The organism is Sphaerisporangium sp. NPDC051017 (genome assembly GCF_040683095.1).
Lineage (GTDB): Bacteria > Actinomycetota > Actinomycetes > Streptosporangiales > Streptosporangiaceae > Sphaerisporangium.
This window is the reverse complement of the sequence record NZ_JBFBCI010000003.1, coordinates 221,334-238,516: the sequence shown is the minus strand read 5'-3', so window position 1 is coordinate 238,516 and position 17,183 is coordinate 221,334. Positions and strand designations below refer to the sequence as shown.

General features: G+C 73.4%; 12 protein-coding genes. 5 read left to right on the top strand and 7 right to left on the bottom strand.

Annotated features, from left to right (window positions below; genetic code table 11):
* Nucleotides 1-106: 106 nt before the first annotated feature.
* Nucleotides 107-3,583 (bottom strand): BTAD domain-containing putative transcriptional regulator, encoded by a 3,477-nt coding sequence (locus AB0M95_RS05100; protein WP_363759689.1) that lies wholly within the window; start codon nt 3,581-3,583, stop codon nt 107-109.
* A gap of 132 nt (nt 3,584-3,715) precedes the next feature.
* Here AB0M95_RS05100 and AB0M95_RS05095 point away from each other — a divergent pair, with 132 nt between their 5' ends.
* Both AB0M95_RS05095 and AB0M95_RS05090 read left to right on the top strand, forming a co-directional pair.
* Complete coding sequence (locus AB0M95_RS05095; RefSeq protein WP_363759686.1) at nt 3,716-4,915, top strand: SGNH/GDSL hydrolase family protein; 1,200 nt, start codon at nt 3,716-3,718, stop codon at nt 4,913-4,915.
* A gap of 155 nt (nt 4,916-5,070) precedes the next feature.
* Complete coding sequence (locus AB0M95_RS05090) at nt 5,071-5,778, top strand: DUF998 domain-containing protein (RefSeq protein WP_363759683.1); 708 nt, start codon at nt 5,071-5,073, stop codon at nt 5,776-5,778.
* 343 nt (nt 5,779-6,121) lie between these two features.
* Here AB0M95_RS05090 and AB0M95_RS05085 read toward each other — a convergent pair whose 3' ends face one another.
* Entirely contained in the window at nt 6,122-6,772 is a 651-nt protein-coding gene (locus tag AB0M95_RS05085; protein WP_363759680.1) for a TetR/AcrR family transcriptional regulator, read from the bottom strand.
* A 347-nt stretch (nt 6,773-7,119) separates the two neighbouring features.
* Between AB0M95_RS05085 and AB0M95_RS05080 the strand changes: the two genes are divergently transcribed.
* Nucleotides 7,120-7,689: a DUF6328 family protein gene (locus AB0M95_RS05080; protein ID WP_363759677.1), complete on the top strand. Its 570-nt coding sequence runs from the start codon at nt 7,120-7,122 to the stop codon at nt 7,687-7,689.
* Between the two features lie 119 nt (nt 7,690-7,808).
* On the opposite strand, the gene AB0M95_RS05075 is transcribed toward AB0M95_RS05080, so the two are convergent.
* The 5 genes from AB0M95_RS05075 to AB0M95_RS05055 form a co-directional block, all read right to left on the bottom strand.
* Entirely contained in the window at nt 7,809-10,058 is a 2,250-nt protein-coding gene (locus AB0M95_RS05075; RefSeq protein ID WP_363759674.1) for a glycosyltransferase family 39 protein, read from the bottom strand.
* Nucleotides 10,055-11,350: a bifunctional glycosyltransferase family 2/GtrA family protein gene (locus tag AB0M95_RS05070; RefSeq protein WP_363759671.1), complete on the bottom strand. Its 1,296-nt coding sequence runs from the start codon at nt 11,348-11,350 to the stop codon at nt 10,055-10,057. The genes AB0M95_RS05075 and AB0M95_RS05070 overlap by 4 nt, the downstream gene beginning before the upstream one ends.
* Nucleotides 11,351-11,425: 75 nt before the next feature.
* Nucleotides 11,426-12,820, bottom strand: coding sequence for a HAMP domain-containing sensor histidine kinase (locus AB0M95_RS05065; RefSeq protein WP_363759668.1), 1,395 nt, complete (start codon nt 12,818-12,820; stop codon nt 11,426-11,428).
* A gap of 11 nt (nt 12,821-12,831) precedes the next feature.
* Complete coding sequence (locus tag AB0M95_RS05060; protein WP_363759665.1) at nt 12,832-13,566, bottom strand: response regulator transcription factor; 735 nt, start codon at nt 13,564-13,566, stop codon at nt 12,832-12,834.
* A gap of 78 nt (nt 13,567-13,644) precedes the next feature.
* Complete coding sequence (locus AB0M95_RS05055) at nt 13,645-15,189, bottom strand: NAD(P)/FAD-dependent oxidoreductase (RefSeq protein WP_363759662.1); 1,545 nt, start codon at nt 15,187-15,189, stop codon at nt 13,645-13,647.
* 91 nt (nt 15,190-15,280) lie between these two features.
* Between AB0M95_RS05055 and AB0M95_RS05050 the strand changes: the two genes are divergently transcribed.
* Nucleotides 15,281-16,216, top strand: coding sequence for a pseudouridine-5'-phosphate glycosidase (locus AB0M95_RS05050; protein ID WP_363759659.1), 936 nt, complete (start codon nt 15,281-15,283; stop codon nt 16,214-16,216).
* On the top strand, nt 16,217-17,158 hold the full coding sequence (locus tag AB0M95_RS05045) for a PfkB family carbohydrate kinase (protein ID WP_363759656.1): 942 nt from the start codon (nt 16,217-16,219) through the stop codon (nt 17,156-17,158). It begins immediately after the preceding gene.
* The last annotated feature ends 25 nt before the right edge of the window (nt 17,159-17,183 follow it).

The window sequence follows — 17,183 nt, the reverse complement described above, 5'->3', positions numbered from 1 at the left end:
CCCTGCTCCCTTCCCCTTGAAGCGGGACGCCCGCCTGAAACGGGCCGCAGAGTGAAATGGCTACTGGTCAGAGTGGCGAGTGGTGCGGGCGGCTCCGGTGATCGAGCTACCTCTTGACGGTGCCGTGCATTCCCGAGGCCGGGTCAGCCGCGGTCACGGCCGTCTTTGCGTCCAGCTTCCAGCCTTTCGCGTACGCCGCGGCGAACTCTTCCCCGCCCAGCGCGGCCTGACCCCGGCGGGTGAGCTCGCGGACCTGCGGATCGGTGTGGTCGTGCGCGCCCCGCAGCCGGGCGGCGGCCCCGAGCAGCACGGCCGACTCGTGCTGCCGCCCGCGCGTCTCGGCGAGCGCGGCCGCGTTCACCGTCACCAGCGACAGGATCGGCAGTTCCCGGGTTGCCAGCGCGGCCGCGTACGCCTCCCGTAGCGACTTCTCCACGCCGGGCAGGTCGCCCAGCGCCAGGCAGAGCGCGGCCCGTGCGCTGCGGACCAGCGTCCGGGCGTGGTCCGCGGGGAACGCGGTGTCGCCGAGCAGGCCCCGTTCGGCGTCGTCGAGCAGGTCGGCCGCCCTGTCCAGGTCGCCGAGCCGCACCCGCAAGTCCGCCTCCCGCGCGTCGACCAGAACCAGCATCTCCGCCGAGGACGCGTGCAGCGCCCGCTCCCGGGCGGAGTCGATCATCGCGATCGCCCGGTCGGTGTCGCCGCGCCGGATGTGCACGTCGATCCAGCGCAGGTCGCTGTAGAGCTGGTCGCCGAGGCTGAGCGAGCCGAACTCGCGCGCCAGCGTCCGGGCCTCGCGCAGGTCGGCCAGCGCGCCGTCGAGGTCGTCGTATCGCCGCAGCCGGGCGCGCATCGGCAGCGTGGCGGCCTGGCCCCAACGGTCACCGACCTGCCGGAAGCAGGCCAGGGCCGCCTTCACGTGAACACGCGTCTGGTCGAGCGCGCCCGCGTTCTCGGCGATCTCGGCCTGGAACATGTGGGCCAGCCCGGACAGCCACACGTCGTCTCCGTCGGCCAGGCGCTGGAAGATCGCGAGCGCGGCCTGCTCCTCCTGCAGGAAGAGCAGGACCGGGCCGAACACGCGGTAGTGGCTCGGCAGCTCCGGATGCGCGAGCAGCCGCTCGGCCACCTCGCGCATCTCCGCCCGGTCGTCCGCGGCTTCCCCGGCGGTGATCCCCGACAGGATGTCCGCCCGGTTGAGCAGGTAGACGGCTCGGGCGCAGTCGCGCTCCGGCGTCGGCCCGCCGCCGGGCAGCGCCAGGGCCTCGCCCAGCCAGTAGGCGGCGTCGGAGTGGCGGCCGAACATCTGCCAGTACCAGGTCAGGGTCAGGGCGAGGGCGGTCGCGCCGGGAGAGTCTCGGGTGGCGCACAGGTGGCGCAGGGCGGCGAGCGTGTTGTCGTACTCGGCGCTGATGATCTTCATGGCTGTCAGCTGGCCGGCCCCGCGCAGCTGAGAGTCTTGGCGGGCCATCAGCTCGGTGAAGTGGGCGGCGGCCAGGTCGCGGGCCGTGCCGAGGTCGCCGGTGCCGGTCAGGCGGTCGGCGCCGTACTCGCGGATGGTTTCGAGCATCCGGTAGCGGCCGGTGCCGGGCGCGAGCTGCAGCAGTGACCGGTCGACGAGGGTGGCGAGCAGTTCGGGGATTTCGGCGGTGGGCACGGTGGTGCCGGCGCAGACGGCGGCGGCTGAGGCGGGGGTGACGCCGCCGGGCAGGATGGAGATCCGTTCGGCGACGATGCGTTCGTGCTCGTTGAGCAGCTCCCAGCTCCAGGCGATGACCGCGCGCAGGGTGCGGTGCCGGGGCGGTGCGGTACGGCTGCCGGTGGTGAGCAGCCGGAACCGCTCGGAGAGCCCGTCGGCCAGGTCGGGCAGTGACAGCGTCCGCAACCGGGCGGCGGCCAGCTCGAGGGCCAGCGGCATGCCGTCCAGGCCGTGCACCACGCGCACTATGTCGGGCAGCGTGATCTCATCGACGTCGAAACCGGGTCGCACGGCGGCGGCCCGCTCGGTGAACAGGCGCACCGAGGCCGCCCTTCGGGCCTGTTCGACGCTATCGTCCGGGTCGGGCAGCGCGAGCGGGGCCAGCGGCACGAGCGCCTCGCCGTCGACCGCGAGGGGTTCGCGGCTGGTGGCGAGCACGCGCAGCCCGGGGCAGCGGGGCAGCAGCGCCGCGACCAGGTGGGCCACGGCGTCGATCAGGTGCTCGCAGTTGTCGACCAGCAGCATGCTCTCCCGGCCGCCGAGCTCGCCGACGAGAACGTCCAGCTCGTCACCTTCGACTCGCTTGCGGGCGTCGAGGATCGCGCCGCCCCGCAGCCCGATCCCGGCGAGCACGGCCGTGGCGATCTTCGCTGGTTCGGTGACGGACGCGAGGTCGATGAGCCAGGAGCCGTCGGGGTATTCGTGGCGATGGCGGCGGGCGGCCTCCAACGCGAGCCGGGTCTTCCCGGCACCGCCGGGGCCTAGGACGGTGACCAGCCGTCCGGTAGTGAGCAGGCTGCCGATGCGAGTGAGGTCGTCGTCGCGGCCGATGAAGCTGGTCAGCGGCGCGGGCAGGTTGGTCGGCCGGATCTGGTCGGGTTCGGTGGCCGCCTGCCACCCGGCATTGCGACCGGTTACAGCCGCAGCGCTCCCGCCCTCGCTGTTCGCGCCCGCCGGGCTCATGCCTGCCGCGCTCGCTTCCGTCACGCTTGTGGCCCGGGCGGTCGCCACCGTAATCGGAGCCGAGGCCCTCGAATTCACCGCGCTCCCGGCCGAGGCTCTTGAAGCCGCCGGGCTCCTGGCCGGAGCGCCTCCAGGCGAGGCGTCTGGCACCAGGATGGGCTGGTAGGGGCGCAGCAGGCGCAGATGGCGTTCCCGCAGGGCGGTGCCGGGGTCGGCGCCGAGCACGTCGGCCAGGGTCTGGCGGACCCTCTCGTAGACGGCCAGCGCCTCGGCCTGACGCCCCTGAGCGGCGAGCGCGTCCATCAGCAGCGCGGCCACCCGCTCGTGGACCGTGTGCTCGGCCAGCACCCCCGTCAGCCGGGCAGCGGCCACCTCGGCCCGCCCCAGCGACAACTCGGCGTCGGCGAGGTCGGCGACCGCCTCGATCGACACGTGTGCCAGCCGTGTCGCGACCGTGGGCGCGACCGCGGCGATGACCGCGGGTTCGGCGCCAGGATGGTCGCCCCACAATGCCACGGCCTCGGCGAGCGCGGCGCCCGCGGCCTCCGGGTCACCTGCCCGCAGCCTCTCCCGACCGGCGGCGGTGAGCTGTTCGAAACGCAGCGCGTCCACATCGGCCGCATCCACCGCCAGCCGGTAGCCGCCCGCGACCCGCACGACCACGCCACGGGCCGCGCCGGTCGGGGTGAGGGCGCGACGCAGCCGGGAGACGAGGGTCTGCAGGGCGGGGGCGGGGCCGGACGGCGGCTCCTCGGCCCAGATCGCGTCGACCAGCACGCCCGGCTCGACCGCGCGGCCACCGGCGAGCGCCAACCGGACGAGCAGGCCCTGCAACCGCGCACCCGGAACGGGCAGGGCGGCGTCACCGCGAGACACCTGGAACGCGCCGAGCAGCGTGATGCGAAGCCGTGCAACCCCGTCCATTTCCCAATCTTCGCGCGCTCACCCGCAAGACCCAAAGCAGAGCAGCCGTGTCAGCGCCGTATTTGCCCCGTGTCAGCGACCCGCCTCAGTCTTCGCATGCCGCAGCACCTTCACGAACAACGGAGGCAACAGATGACCATGACGAACAACGCCGGCAGTTGGGTCCGGAGCTGGGGCGCCTCGCCCCAGGCGGCCCACGATGGGCTCGGCTCGCTGGACGACCACCCGCCCCTCGCCGACGTGACCCTGCGCCAAGTGGTGCGCATCAGCGGCGGCGGGCGCCGGGTGCGCATCCGCTTCACCAACGAGTTCGGGACCGCGCCCTTCACCATCGGCGCGGCGCAGGTGGGCCTCGCGGCGCCCGGCGGCGGGGTTCAGCCGGGCAGCGAGCGCGTGCTGACCTTCTCCGGCGCGTCGGCCGTCACCGTCCCAGCGGGCGCGCCGATCCTCAGCGATCCGGTCGACCTGCCCCTGCCCGCCCTCGCCAAGCTGTCCATCGGCCTCTACCTGCCGGGGCGCGTGGAGACCTGCACCTGCCACGACCCCGCCCTGGAGACCGGCTGGACGATCCCGGGCGACGCCGTTGCCGCCCCCACCCTGCCGGAGAACGCCGAAGTCCTGCCAGTGCGGGCCCTGATCTCCGCCGTCGAACTGCTCCCCGACGCCCCAGCCAAGACCATCGTCGTGGTGGGCGACTCCCGCACCGACGGCGCCGGCTCGACCCCGGACGCCAACCACAGCTGGCCGGAACTGCTGGCCGAGCGTCTCACCGAGCGGGGCGTGGCCACCGGCTACGTCTCCAACCAGGGCATCAGCGGCAACCGGATGCTCAACGACGGCATCGGTGTCGCCGCCCTGGCCCGCTTCGACCGTGACGTGCTGGCGACGCCCGGCCTCGGCTACGTGGTGCTCTCCGCGGGCGGCAACGACATCGGCATCTCCTTCGCCCCACGGGACGACGACGGTCCCCTGGCCGACTTCCTGAAGATGTTCCCCGGCGCGCCGGTGACGACGGACGACGTCATCGCGGGCTACCACCAGCTGATCGCCCGGGCGCACGAACGCGGCGTGAGGGTCTACGCCACCACGATCGCGCCCTACGAGGGCGCGGAGATCTACACACCGGAGGGCGAGAGCGCACGCCAGACGGTCAACGAATGGATCCGCACCGGCGGCGCCTTCGACGCTGTGCTGGACTTCGACGCCGTCTGGCGCGACCCGGACCGCCCCAGCCGAATCAGGGAGGACTTCCACTGCGGCGACCAGCTGCACGGCAACGATGCGGGCTACCAGGCCCTGGCCGACTCCATAGACCTGTCGCTGTTCAGCTGAGTCAGCCGGAATCCAGCCGGCCCGCCGCTGAGAACACCCCCGTGTTCCGGCGGTTCCACACACAACCACGACATGTAGCCCAGTCCTGGACACCGAGCAGTGTTCTGGCGCGACAGCATGTGCCCCTAAGACGATTCGAACCACAGGAGGAAACCTTGAACGACATCAAGCCCGAATCGGCAGTCCACCAGCCGCTTCAACCACCCTCGGCCCCGCAGCGCCGCAGGGCGGGGGCGGCGCTCATAGCCAGCGGAGGCATCTACTTCACCGCCGAGTTCATCGCCGCGGCAGCATGGACGGATCCGCCCTACAGCTACACGTACCACTTCATCAGCAACCTCGGGGTTCGCGGCCCCTCAACCGCGTTCGGGCAGTTCATGTACTCGCCGCTCGCGTGGGTGATGAATACGGGCTTCTTCCTCTTCGGACTCGCCGCACTAGCCGGCGTCGTCATGCTGAGGGGACTGCCCGGCAGACGTCGAGGGCCGGCGGTCGCAATGGCGGCGCTGCTGGCGGCCGGCGGCGTCGTACTGGCATTCTTCCCAGGATCTGGCGAAGCGACGGACAACGGCGCGACCGACTACCACGGACTGGGCGCTTTCATGGGGTTCATCAGCGGCAACGTGCTTGCCATCCTTATCGGCAGGATGCATCAGCTCCTCGGATTCCCCCGCAGACTGGGGAGGGCCCTGGTGGTCGCCGGGATACTCGGCTTGGTTTCGCTGGTGGCCTACGGGGCCGTCCTCGAATCGGGAACCGGGGTCCTCATCGGCTTCGTCGAACGCGGTATCGTATATCCATTCCTGATCAGCTTCATCATTGTGGGAGCGGCACTGCGGAAGCGCCACATTCCAACACGATAGACGTGGACTCCGGCAACGAGCCCGGGTCCGCGTTTCCGGGGGTCCTGGCGGTGCGGGGTGACGATCATATGCTGGTAGGGGGCGACTGCTCACTTCTGCCTCATAGGTGGTCCAGTCACCGCAGCAAGCGCGTTGCCAGGTGGTAGCGCTGGAGATGTGGATGCCGAGTAGCCGGGTCGGCAGCACTGGCGCGCCCCGGGTTGGCCGAAGGCCCTGATACCTGGAACATCCTCCATACGATCCTCAAAGTGACACTAAGCCGGATTTCTGCTCGCCAGCAGAGGTACCGTCAGGTCCATAAACACAGCCCGAGCGAAGCGAGGACCATTTCCCGAGTGCAGGGTCAGGAGTCCGGGAACACCGAGCGGTCGATGCCGACCTCGCGGGCCGCGGCGATGCGGGCGTGCTCCAGCAGGCGGCGGCGCGACAGCACCGACGGGTGCAGCGTGTAGCGGATGATCAGGCCGTCGAGCATGCCGTCGATGCGCTCGGCGGCGCCGCGCGGGTCGTCGCAGACGAACTCGCCGGTGTCGACACCCGAGCTGATCACCTGTTCCAGCGTGCCGATCCAGCCGGACTCCAGCTCCAGCAGGATCTCCTGGACGACCGCCTCGCGCAGCCCGGCCGCGAACGCGTCGATCCAGAGCAGCCAACTCTGGTCGGCTCGCGACCTCGGGATGTAGTAGCGCAGCACGCGGTCCAGCCGGTCGGTCGCCGTGCCGGGCTCCTGGATCAGCTCTCTGAGCCGCCCCACCTCGCCGTCGATGGTGGTGCGGAGCATGGCGGTGATCAGGTCGTCTTTGGTGGCGAAGTGGTAATGGATCAGGCCGCCGCTGACGTTGGTCGCCTTGGCGATGTCGGCGACCCGGGTGCTCGAGATGCCGCGTTCGAGCACGACCCGCCGCGCGGCCTCCAGGAGCTCAGCCCGACGGTGATCCGCCTGGTCGGCCCGGCTAACGCGCGTTCCTCCCGCTGCACCATCAGCACTGCGCACGGCCTGATCCTACTACCCGGACGACCGTCCACCCGCCGCGCCGATCGGCGGGCGCACCGGCGCGCGGAGACGTCCTCACCGGCCTTCCCGCGCGACGCTCGCCACCGCGGGGGCCAGATGACGTAGTGCCTCAGGTGACGAAGTCCGGTCGCTGCGGTGAACGGTGATTGTGAACCGTTCGCCCTTGCCACTTTGCCGTTCATCCAGACACTCCTCCCATTCCCCGCCCACTTCGTCCATCCATCGCATTCGCACTAACGGATGAATGACAGATGAAGTAACAATTCCAGGAAAGAACGTGCCACCCCGGTCCGCGCACCCCCCACCGCCCTTCGTCAAGGAGCGCCATGGCACAGTCCACCCGCATCCGCCCGTCCGTGCCCCACGCCCTGGACACGCAGACGGTCCTCCCATCACCGGATCGGGCGCCTCACGTCCCCCCGCCGGCCGATTCCCACGAGAGCTCCCACCAGGTTCTCAACCGCCGCTACGCGGAACTGTTGCAGGAGGTCCGCATCGGCCAGACGTGCGTCCAGTACCTGGCGAGTTTCCTGATGGCCCTCGCCTTCATGCCGAGGTTCGCCGACATCACCGCGCAGCAGCGCGGCATGTACGTGACGGCCCTGATCACCACCTTGCTCGCCGCGGCCCTGCTGACCTCCCCCGCCCCTTTCCACCGCGTCGTGTTCGGGCGCCGTCTGAAGTCGCGGCTGGTCGTGATGTCCAACCGGCTCACGCTGGCCGGGCTGCTCCTGCTGGTCGTCGCCCTCGGGTGCGCGCTGATGCTCGTCCTCGACGTGGTGGGCATCACGGCCGGGCCCTACATCGGCATCGCCACGCTCACGGGATTCGTGGTGATCTGGTTCGGCCTCCCGCTGTGGTGCCGCCTGCGGCACAGCGCCCGCGACGAGATCTGACCTGTTCGGGGCGCCTCCGGGGCGCCCCGAACACGCCGAGCGAAGCGAGGCCATAGGCACAACCCGGCACCGACGACGCTGCCGGGCGGACCTCCCCTCACCTCGCAGGCCGTTTCGGCTCAGCCGAGGCGGTAGAGCGTTCCTCCTGTACCGGTTCCTCCTGTACCGGTTCCTCCGTACTCCTCCGCCGGGACCGCGGTGCCGTTGGCCCGCACCCACGCGGTGACCTCGTCGTTTCGCTCCCCCGGCCCGCCCATGCGACCGCCGAGCAACACATACGTCAGCCGCCCCTCCGCGACGTACCGCCGGAGCTTCTCCACGGTCATCGCCGGGTCGCTCCCCGTGAAGCCGCCCATCGCGATGACGGGCCCGCCGCCGGTGGCGAGGATGATGGACGACGCCTCGCGGGCACTGCTCACCGCGACCAGCCACGTGGCCGTCCCCTTGTTCGCGCGCAGGTAGGAGACCAGCGCGGCGTCGACACCGCCCTCGGGACCGCCGAGACCGCCGGACGGCGGCGCCCCCACGCCCGCGGGCGTCCGCGTGCCGCCGGGCGCGCCGGCAGAGGTCCCCGCGCCGGGGGGCACGCCGTCCTCGGCCCCCGCAGGACGACCGTCCGCACCGCCGGGGCCGTCCGGACCGCCTGCACCGCGCGGCCCGACTCCCATACCGCCGAAGCCCGTCTGCGGCCCGGCCGTGGGGTTGGTGCCGTTGACGGGGGCCGACAGCGGGGTGAGCGCGTACGCGGCCGGGCCCGCGAGCCCGCCCGCCAGGGCGAGGACCAGCGCGACGGCGGCGAGCCGGGTCCGTCCCCGGCGGCCGAGGCGCAGCACCACCAGGCCGAGCACGGCCGCGGCGACCGCGGCGGCGACCGCGAACGGCAGCCAGGGCGCCCAGCCGGGCGCGCGGCGCAGGACGGTGAACGCCCACGCCCCGGTGACGGCCACGCCGAGCGGGAGGGCCCAGCCGGCGACCGGCCGCCGCGAACGGTAGGCCCGCCACATCAGCACGCCGCCGATCCCGGTCAGCGCGGCCACGGCCGGGGCCAGGGCCGTGGCGTAGTACGGGTGGAAGATGCCCGCCGAGAAGCTGAACACCGCGTAGTGCACCACGAGCCACCCGCCCCACAGCAGCAGGGCCGCCCGCACGCCCGGCGTCCGCGCGGCGGCCCACGCGGCGTCGGCGGGAAGCGGGCTGACGTAGGGCTCCACGGGACCGCGCCGCCACGAGCAGACGAGGAGGCCGGTGACGAGGGCGAGGACCGCGAACGGGATCAGCCAGGAGATCTGACCCGCCATGATGTCGTTGAACAGCCGGCCCGCGCCCGCCTGCCCGCCGAAGCCGCCGCCCCCGCCCGGCCCGCCCCCGCCCGGCCCGCCGCCACCACCTGGGCCGCCCTCACCGCCGAAGATCCGGCCGAGGCCGTTGTAGCCGATCACCAGGTCCCAGAGCGTGCCGTCCGTGCTGCCCCCGACGTACGGGCGGTCGCCCGCGGGCCAGAGGTCCACGACGACCATCCACCACGCGCTGGACACGACCAGCGCCGCGCCCGCGACGGCCAGATGCCCGAGCCGCCGCCACATGCCGGCCGGCGCGGCCAGCAGGTAGACCAGCGCGAAAGCCGGCAGGACCAGGTATGCCTGGAGCATTTTCGTCGTGAAGCCCATGCCGACGAGGACGCCGCACAGCACGAGCAGGCGCGGGCGTCCCATCCTGACCGCCTCGGCGCAGGCCCAGGCGGCGGCGACGAGCAGCAGCACGAGGATCGTGTCGGGGTTGTTGTCCCGGTTGATCGCCACGCTGATCGGCGTGAGCGTCATCACCAGGGCGGCCAGCAGCCCGGCGGCATGACCCGTCGCGGAACCGCGACCAGAGCCGATCACGGGGCCGACCACGGAGCCGGTCACGGGGCCCGTCGCGCGGCGGGCGCGCGCGGCCCGCCCGGGGCCGTCGAAGGCGCGCCGGACGGCGGAGTACAGGACGCCGGTCGTCGCCACGCCCGCGAGGGCCTGCGGCAGCAGCATGCTCCAGGTGCCGAACCCGAAGATCCGCGCCGACAGGCCCATGACCCACAGCGCGAACGGCGGCTTGTCCACCGTGATGAACGACCCCGAGTCCAGCGCGCCGAAGAAGAACGCCTTCCAGCTCCGCGTCCCGGACAGGACGGCGGCGGCGTAGTAGTCGTTGGCGTACCCGTTGCGGCCGAGCCCCCAGGTGTAGAGCGCGGCGGCCAGGGCGAGCACGGCGAGCAGCGCGGGGCGGGCCCAGCGGGGGTGCTCCGGCGGGCCGAGGACGATCCGGGCGAACCTCCCGCGCGGGGCGTGCCGGCCCGCGGCCACGCCCACCGGAGCCTCGATCTTCAGCGTCATCGGCCGTTCTCCTTCTGGCTGGTGGGCCGCGCGTTACTCCGGTCCGGGCCGTGGCCGCCCGGGCCGCTCGGTTCGGGACCGCTCCGCTTGTGGCTGCGCGGGGTGAACACCCAGGCGCGCAGCAGCAGGAAGCGCAGGAGGGTGGCGAGCGCGTTGGCGCAGACGACCCCGGCGAGCTCGGCCGTCCGGGAGGCGGTGTCAGGGAGCAGCGCCAGCGCGCAGGTGGTCAGCGCCAGCCCCGCGGCGAACGCGACCAGGCCCTGGACGTGGTGCCGCAGCGCCCCGGCGCGCCCGGAGACGCCGAAGGTGAAGCGCCGGTTGGCGGCGGTGTTCGCGACGGCGGTCACCAGCAGCGCGATCGCGTTCGCCGCCACCGCCGGCATGAATCCGCGCAAGACCCAGAACAGGGCCGTGTAGGCGAGGGTGCAGGCAACCCCGACGGCGGCGAAGGACGCCAGGTGGCGTACCAGCCCGGGCCGGATCGCGCGAGTCTCACCGGGAGGGGGCTCGGAGGCGCGCGGGCCGTCCGAGAGGGCGGCGCGGGCGACCCTGGCCATGCCGCGCAGGTCGTCCAGGGCGGTGCGGACGATGTCGACGCGGCTGTCGGGGTCGTCCACCCAGTCGACCGGGACCTCGTGTATGCGCAGGCCGTGGCGTTCGGCGAGCAGCAGCAGCTCGGTGTCGAAGAACCATTCCTCGTCCTCGACCGCCGGGAGCAGGGCCTGGACGACCTCGGTGCGCGCGGCCTTGAACCCGCACTGGGCGTCGGAGAAGCGGGCGCCCATCGCCGAGTGCAACAGCATGTTGTAGGAGCGCGAGATGATCTCCCGCTTCGGGCCCCGGACGACGCGGGACGCGCGGGCGAGCCGGGTGCCGATCGCCAGGTCGCTGTGCCCGGACAGCAGGGGCGCGACCAGCGGCAGGAACGCGTTGAGCCCGGTGGACAGGTCGACGTCCATGTAGCAGACGACGTCGGCGTCGCTCGTGGCCCACACCCGGCGCAGCGCGCGGCCCCGGCCCTTCTCGTCCAGGCGGACGGCGCGCACGCCCGGCAGGTCGCGGGCGAGCGCCTCCGCGATGGCGCCGGTGCCGTCGGTGCTCGCGTTGTCGGCGATCGTGATGCGGAAGCCGTAGGGGAAGGTGCCGCTCAGGTAGTCGTGGAGGTGGCGGATGCTGCCCGCGAGCGCCCGCCGCTCGTTGTACACCGGGACGACCACCTCGACGAGGCGTCCCCGCGCGTCCGGCGGCGGGGCGGGGCGGGTCTCCGGGGGCGATGAGATCGGCCCGGTCATCGGCGGGGTCACCGGGGGCGGCCCTGGGTCGGTTCGTTCATGGGTCCAACCTCGGCGGGCCGGATTGAACCGCTCTTAGGCGTTCATGAACCCCGTCTGAGAATGCGCGCGCCCGGGGAGGCGGACGGCGGCCAGGATCCCGCCGCCCGGCGCGTTGGCGAGCGTGACCTCGCCCCCGGCGTCGCGGACGGCCTGGGCGACGATGGCGAGGCCGAGGCCGGAGCCGGACATGCCGCGGGCGGCCGAGGACCGCCAGAACCGTTCGAAGACGTGCGGCAGCTCGTCCTCGGGGATGCCGGGGCCGTGGTCGCGCACGGTCAGCTGTCCCCCGGCCAGCCGCACGGCGATCACGCCGCCCGGCGGGCTGAACTTGACGGCGTTGTCCAGCAGGTTCACGACCGCGCGTTCGAGGGCGCCCTCGCGGCCGTGGACGTACCACTCGGCGAGGTCGGCGTCGATGCGGACCTCCCCGGCGCGCAGGCGGGCCCGGGCCAGGGCGGTCTCGACGACGTCGTGGAACGGCAGGCCGGGGACGGGCTCCTCGGCCTCGGAGACGCGGGACAGCTCCAGCAGGTCGCCGACGAGGCTGGACATCTCGGTCATCTGCGCCTTCAGCCCGGCCAGGAGCCGCCGCCGGGCGCCGGGGTCGAGCGGGCGGCCGGAGTTCTCGCTGTGCAGCAGCAGGTCGACGTTGGCGCGCAGGCTGGTGAGTGGGGTGCGCAGTTCGTGCCCGGCGTCGGCGACGAGCATGCGCTGGCGTTCGCGCGAGCCGGCCAGCGCGGCGGTCATGGCGTTGAAGGACGTGCCCAGCCGGGCGATCTCGTCGTCGCCGTCGACGGGGATGCGCGTCGCGAGGTCCTCGGTCCTGGCGATGTGCTCGACGGCGCCGGTGAGCCGTTCGACGGGGCGCAGCGCGGCGCGGGAGACCAGCCGGCCCGCCGTGGCGGCGCCGAGGACGCCGAGGGCGGCGACGCCGGCGAGCGTCAGGGCCAGGACGCGCAGGGTGGCGTCCATCCCGGAGAGCGAGCGGGCCGCGCTGACGGCGATGCCCGGCCCGATGTTGACGGTGAGCACGCGGACGGCGTCGCCGCTCTCGGTGACGCCGTCCCGCAGCAGCCGGCCTCCCGGCGTCTGGGCCACGCGCGCGTCGGCCGGGACGACCTTGACGGCGTCCCACCCCTGCGCGCAGCGCGTCCGGTCGGCCGTGACGATCTGCTGGAGCCGCAGGAACGGTCCAGGCGGCTCGCTCCCGCTCGGCTGTTCCGCGCAGTCGCGGCGGATCATCGCCGCCGTCCTGCCGTCCAGCGGGGGCTGGTTCAGGGAGTCGTTGAGCTGGCGGTCGAGCACGTCGCGGACGAGGAACCAGCAGGTGGCCGCGCAGACGGCGATCGCGAGCGCGACGGCCGCCGCGACGAGCAGGGTGAGCCGCGATCCGAGCGACCGGCGCCCGCCGCGCGTCAGGCCTTTCATCAGGCCGTTCATCAGGCGGGCGTCCGCAGCGTGTAGCCGACGCCGCGCACGGTGTGGATCAGGCGGGGCGCGCCTCCGGCCTCGGTCTTGCGGCGCAGGTACATGACGTAGACGTCGAGGGAGTTGGAGGACGGCTCGAAGTCGAAGCCCCACACGTCGCCGAGGATCTGCTCGCGGGTGAGCACCTGCCGCGGGTGGGCCAGGAACAGTTCGAGCAGCAGGTATTCGGTGCGGGTGAGCTCCAGGGGGCGGCCGTCGCGCGTGACCTCGCGGGTCGCGGTGTCCATGCGCAGGCCGCCGTAGGCGAGCACGCCGGTCTCCTCGGGGGGCCGCCGGGCGCCGCGCCGCAGCAGGGCGCGGACGCGGGCGAACAGCTCGTCCAGCTCGAACGGTTTGACCAGGTAGTCGTCGGCTCCGGCGTCGAGCCCGGACACGCGGTCGCCGACGGCGTCGCGGGCGGTGAGCATGAGGACGGGCACCTCCCGGCCCGCCGCGCGCAGCCGCCTGCACGCGGTGAGGCCGTCCACGCGGGGCATCATGACGTCGAGCAGGACCAGGTCGTAGGTGTCGCCGGCCAGCGTCTCCAGGGCCTCGGCGCCGTCCTTGGCGAGGGTGACGTCGTACCCCTCGAAGGTGAGGCTGCTGTGCAGGGCCTCGCGCAGGGCGGGCTCGTCGTCCACCACGAGGACGCGGACGGCGTCCCGGCGCGCGGGATCCTGGAGGTCACGAAGGTCGGAGGTGCTCACCGGCCCACGGTAGCCGCGAATCGTGAGAAGCCGGTTAAGCACCATGAGAACCCGATTAAATGGCCCCGGCGGGGATCGTCAGGAGCCCGCGCCGAGGACGGCCATGGCCGCGTTGTGCCCGGGGATGCCGCTGACGCCGCCGCCGCGCCGGGCGCCCGCCCCGCACAGCAGGACGCGCGGGTGGGCGGTCTCGACGCCCCACCGCCCGGCCTCGGCGGGGTCCTCGGCGAAGGGCCAGGACAGGTCCCGGTGGAAGATGTGCCCGCCGGGCAGTCCGGCCTCGGTCTCCAGGTCGACGGGCGTCTTGGCCTCCAGGCAGGGGGATCCGTCGGGGGCGCGCAGCAGGCAGTCCTCGATGGGCTCGGCGAGGACGCTGTTGATCGAGGCGAGGGTGGCGGCCAGCGCCTCCTCACGCGCCTTGTCCGGATTTTTCCGGAAAAGGCGGGCGGGCATGTGCAGGCCGAACAGCGTCATCGTGTGCGCCCCGGCCTCCCGCAGCGCCGGCCCGAGGATCGACGGGTCGGTCAGCGAGTGGCAGTACACCTCGGCCGGTGGCAGCGCGGGGATCGTCCCCGCCCCGGCCTGCGCGTACGCCCGGGCGAGCGCCTCGCGCCCCTCGTTGATGTGGAACGTGCCGCTGAACGCCTCGGCCGGGTCCACGAACGGGTCCTTCAGCCGGGGCAGCCGCGCGAGCACCATGTTGACCTTGAGCTGCGCCCCCTCGGGGTCGTCCGCGCCGCCCTCGCCGAGCAGCCGGGCCAGGATGACGGGCGAGGCGTTGACCAGCACGTGGCCGCCGGTCACGGTGTGCTCGTCGCCGGACGCGTCCCGGAGGACGACCTCGCCGCCCGGGTCGACGGCCAGTACCTCGGTCCCGGTGCGGATCTCCGCGCCGTGGCGCGCCGCGGCCTCGGCGAGCGCGCCGCTGACCGCGCCCATGCCGCCCACGGGGACGTTCCAGTCGCCGGTGCCGTCCCCCACGACGTGGTACAGGAAGCAGCGGTTGGCGAGCAGGTCCGCGGACGGGTCGGCGAAGGTGCCGATCAGGGCGTCGGTCAGCACGACGCCCCGCACGGTGTCGTCGGCGAACCGCTCGTCCACGACCTCGCCGATCGGCCGCTCGAACAGGTCGCGCCAGGTCTCGGCGTCGGCGACGACCTCCTCGCGCACGGCGGCCCGGTCACGCAGGGGCTCCAGCAGGGTCTGGGCCAGGCGGCGGGCGACCCGGGCGGTCATCGCGTAGAAGCGGTCCCAGGCCGCGAGGTCGCCGGTGCCGCCGGTCACGTTGGCGAAGGACGCGGCGGTGCGGGCCGCGTCGCCATTGTCGACCAGCAGCCCGGTGTCGCCGACGGGGGTGTAGGAGGCGATGCGCCGCCGCCGCAGGTCGAGGGCGAGGCCGAGGTCGGCCACGACCTTGCCGGGCAGCAGGCTGACGAGGTAGGAGTAGCGCGACAGCCGGGCGTCCACCCCGGGGAACGCGCGGGCGGAGACGGCGAGGCCCCCGGTGTACGGCAGGCGTTCCAGCACCAGCACGCGGCGGCCGGCGCGTGCCAGGTAGGCCGCGGCCACCAGGCCGTTGTGCCCCGCGCCGACGATGACGGCGTCGTACTGCGACCGTCGCATAAAAAGCCCCCTAACAGGACAGTACGGTGAGACGGCACACCCGGGAACAATCTCCCTGGGAGCGTACATACAGAGAGGACCCAGAGCGAGCATGCACATGACCGGCCCCGGCACGGCGATCCGCACGTCCGAGGAGGTGTCCGAGGCCTTGGCCGCGGGCGCCCCCGTGGTGGCGCTGGAGACGACGATCATCTCCCACGGCCTGCCCCGGCCCCGCAACCTGCGCGTCGCGATCGAACTGGAGGAGCTGGTCCGCGAGGCCGGCGCCGTCCCCGCGACCATCGCCGTGCTCGACGGGGTGGCCCGGGTCGGCCTGGACAAGAACATGCTGGAACGCGTCGCCACCGAGCCCGGCCTGCGCAAGCTGGGCTTCCGCGACCTGCCCGTCGCCGCCGCGCTCGAGGCGAGCGGCGCGACCACCGTCTCGGCCACCGCGTTCCTCGCGGCACGCGCCGGGATCCGGGTATTCGCCACCGGCGGCCTCGGCGGCGTCCACCGCGAGTGGACGGCCGACCAGGACGAGTCCGCCGACCTGGACATGCTGGCCAAGACCAGGATCACGGTCGTCTGCGCGGGCGTGAAGTCGATCCTGGACGTGCCCGCCACCCTGCAGAGGCTGGAGACGCGCGGCGTGACCGTCGCCGGGTACCGCACGGACGCCTTCCCCGGCTTCTACCTCCACAGCTCCGGCCTGCCGGTGGACTGGCGGCTGGAGACCCCGCAGGACGCCGCCGCGGTGATGCGCGCGCAGGACCGCCTCGGCGGCCCCGAGACCGCGCTGATCGTCGCCAACCCCGTCCCCGAGGACGAGCAGCTCGACCCCGCCCTGCACGACCGCGTGCTGGCCGAGGCGCTCGACGCCGCCACGCGGGAGGGGATCACCGGGCAGGCGATCACCCCGTTCCTGCTGGACTTCCTCGTCCGGGGCACCGCGGGCGCCTCGCTGGAGGCCAACCTGGCCGCCGTGCGCGGCAACACCCGCCTCGCCGGGGCCATCGCCGCCGCCTGGACCGGTCCGGAGAGCTGAGTGGGCGGCCTGCTCGTCATCGGCGACACCGTCACCGACGTTGTGGCGGTCCACCACGCGCCGGTCGCCCCCGGGACCGACACCGCCGCCGACATCGTGGTGCGGCCGGGCGGCTCGGGGGCCAACACCGCCGCCTGGGCCGCCCACCTGGGCGCGGACGCGCGCATCCTGACCCGCGTCGGGTACGACACCGGCCCCTGGCACGTCGCCGAGCTGTGCGGCGCGGGGGTGCGCCCGCACGTCCAGGTCGACCCCGGCCACCCCACGGCGGTCGTGATCGCGATGGTGGACGCCGCCGGGGAGCGTTCCATGCTGACCAACCGGGGCGCGGGCGGGCACATCGGCCCCGGCGACTGGGACGACGACCTGCTCGACGGCGTGGCCCACCTGCACGTCTCGGGGTACACGCTGTTCGCCGAGCCGGGTCTCGCGCTGTTCAGGACGGCCGTGGGCGCCGCACTCGGCCGCGGCCTGCGGATCAGCGTGGACCCGGCCTCTACCGGGCCGCTGACGGGCTTCGGCGTCGAGCGGTTCCTGAGCGAGACCCGCGCCGCGTCCCTGATCTTCCCCAACCGGGACGAGGCCCTGCTGCTCACCGGTGAACGCGACCCCGAGCGGGCCGCGTCCGCCCTCAGCGCCCGTTACGGGACCGCCGTGGTGAAGCTGGGGCCGGACGGCGCCCTGCTGGCGGTGGACGGCCGCGTCGTGCGCCGCGCCCCCGCCGCCGCGGCGCGGGCCGTGGACTCCACGGGCGCCGGGGACGCGTTCGCCGCCGGGTTCCTCACCGCGCTCCTGGACGGTCACGCCGCGGAGTCCGCCCTGGAAGCGGGCTGCCTGGCAGGCGCGCGGGCGGTCGCCGGGCTCGGCGGGAGGCCCGGCGGGACGGGCGGGATCCGCGCACCGGCGGGCCCGGGGGTCGCTGAGCCGCTATGTTCTCCCTAGACGGCGCTAATTGATAGCCTCCGGC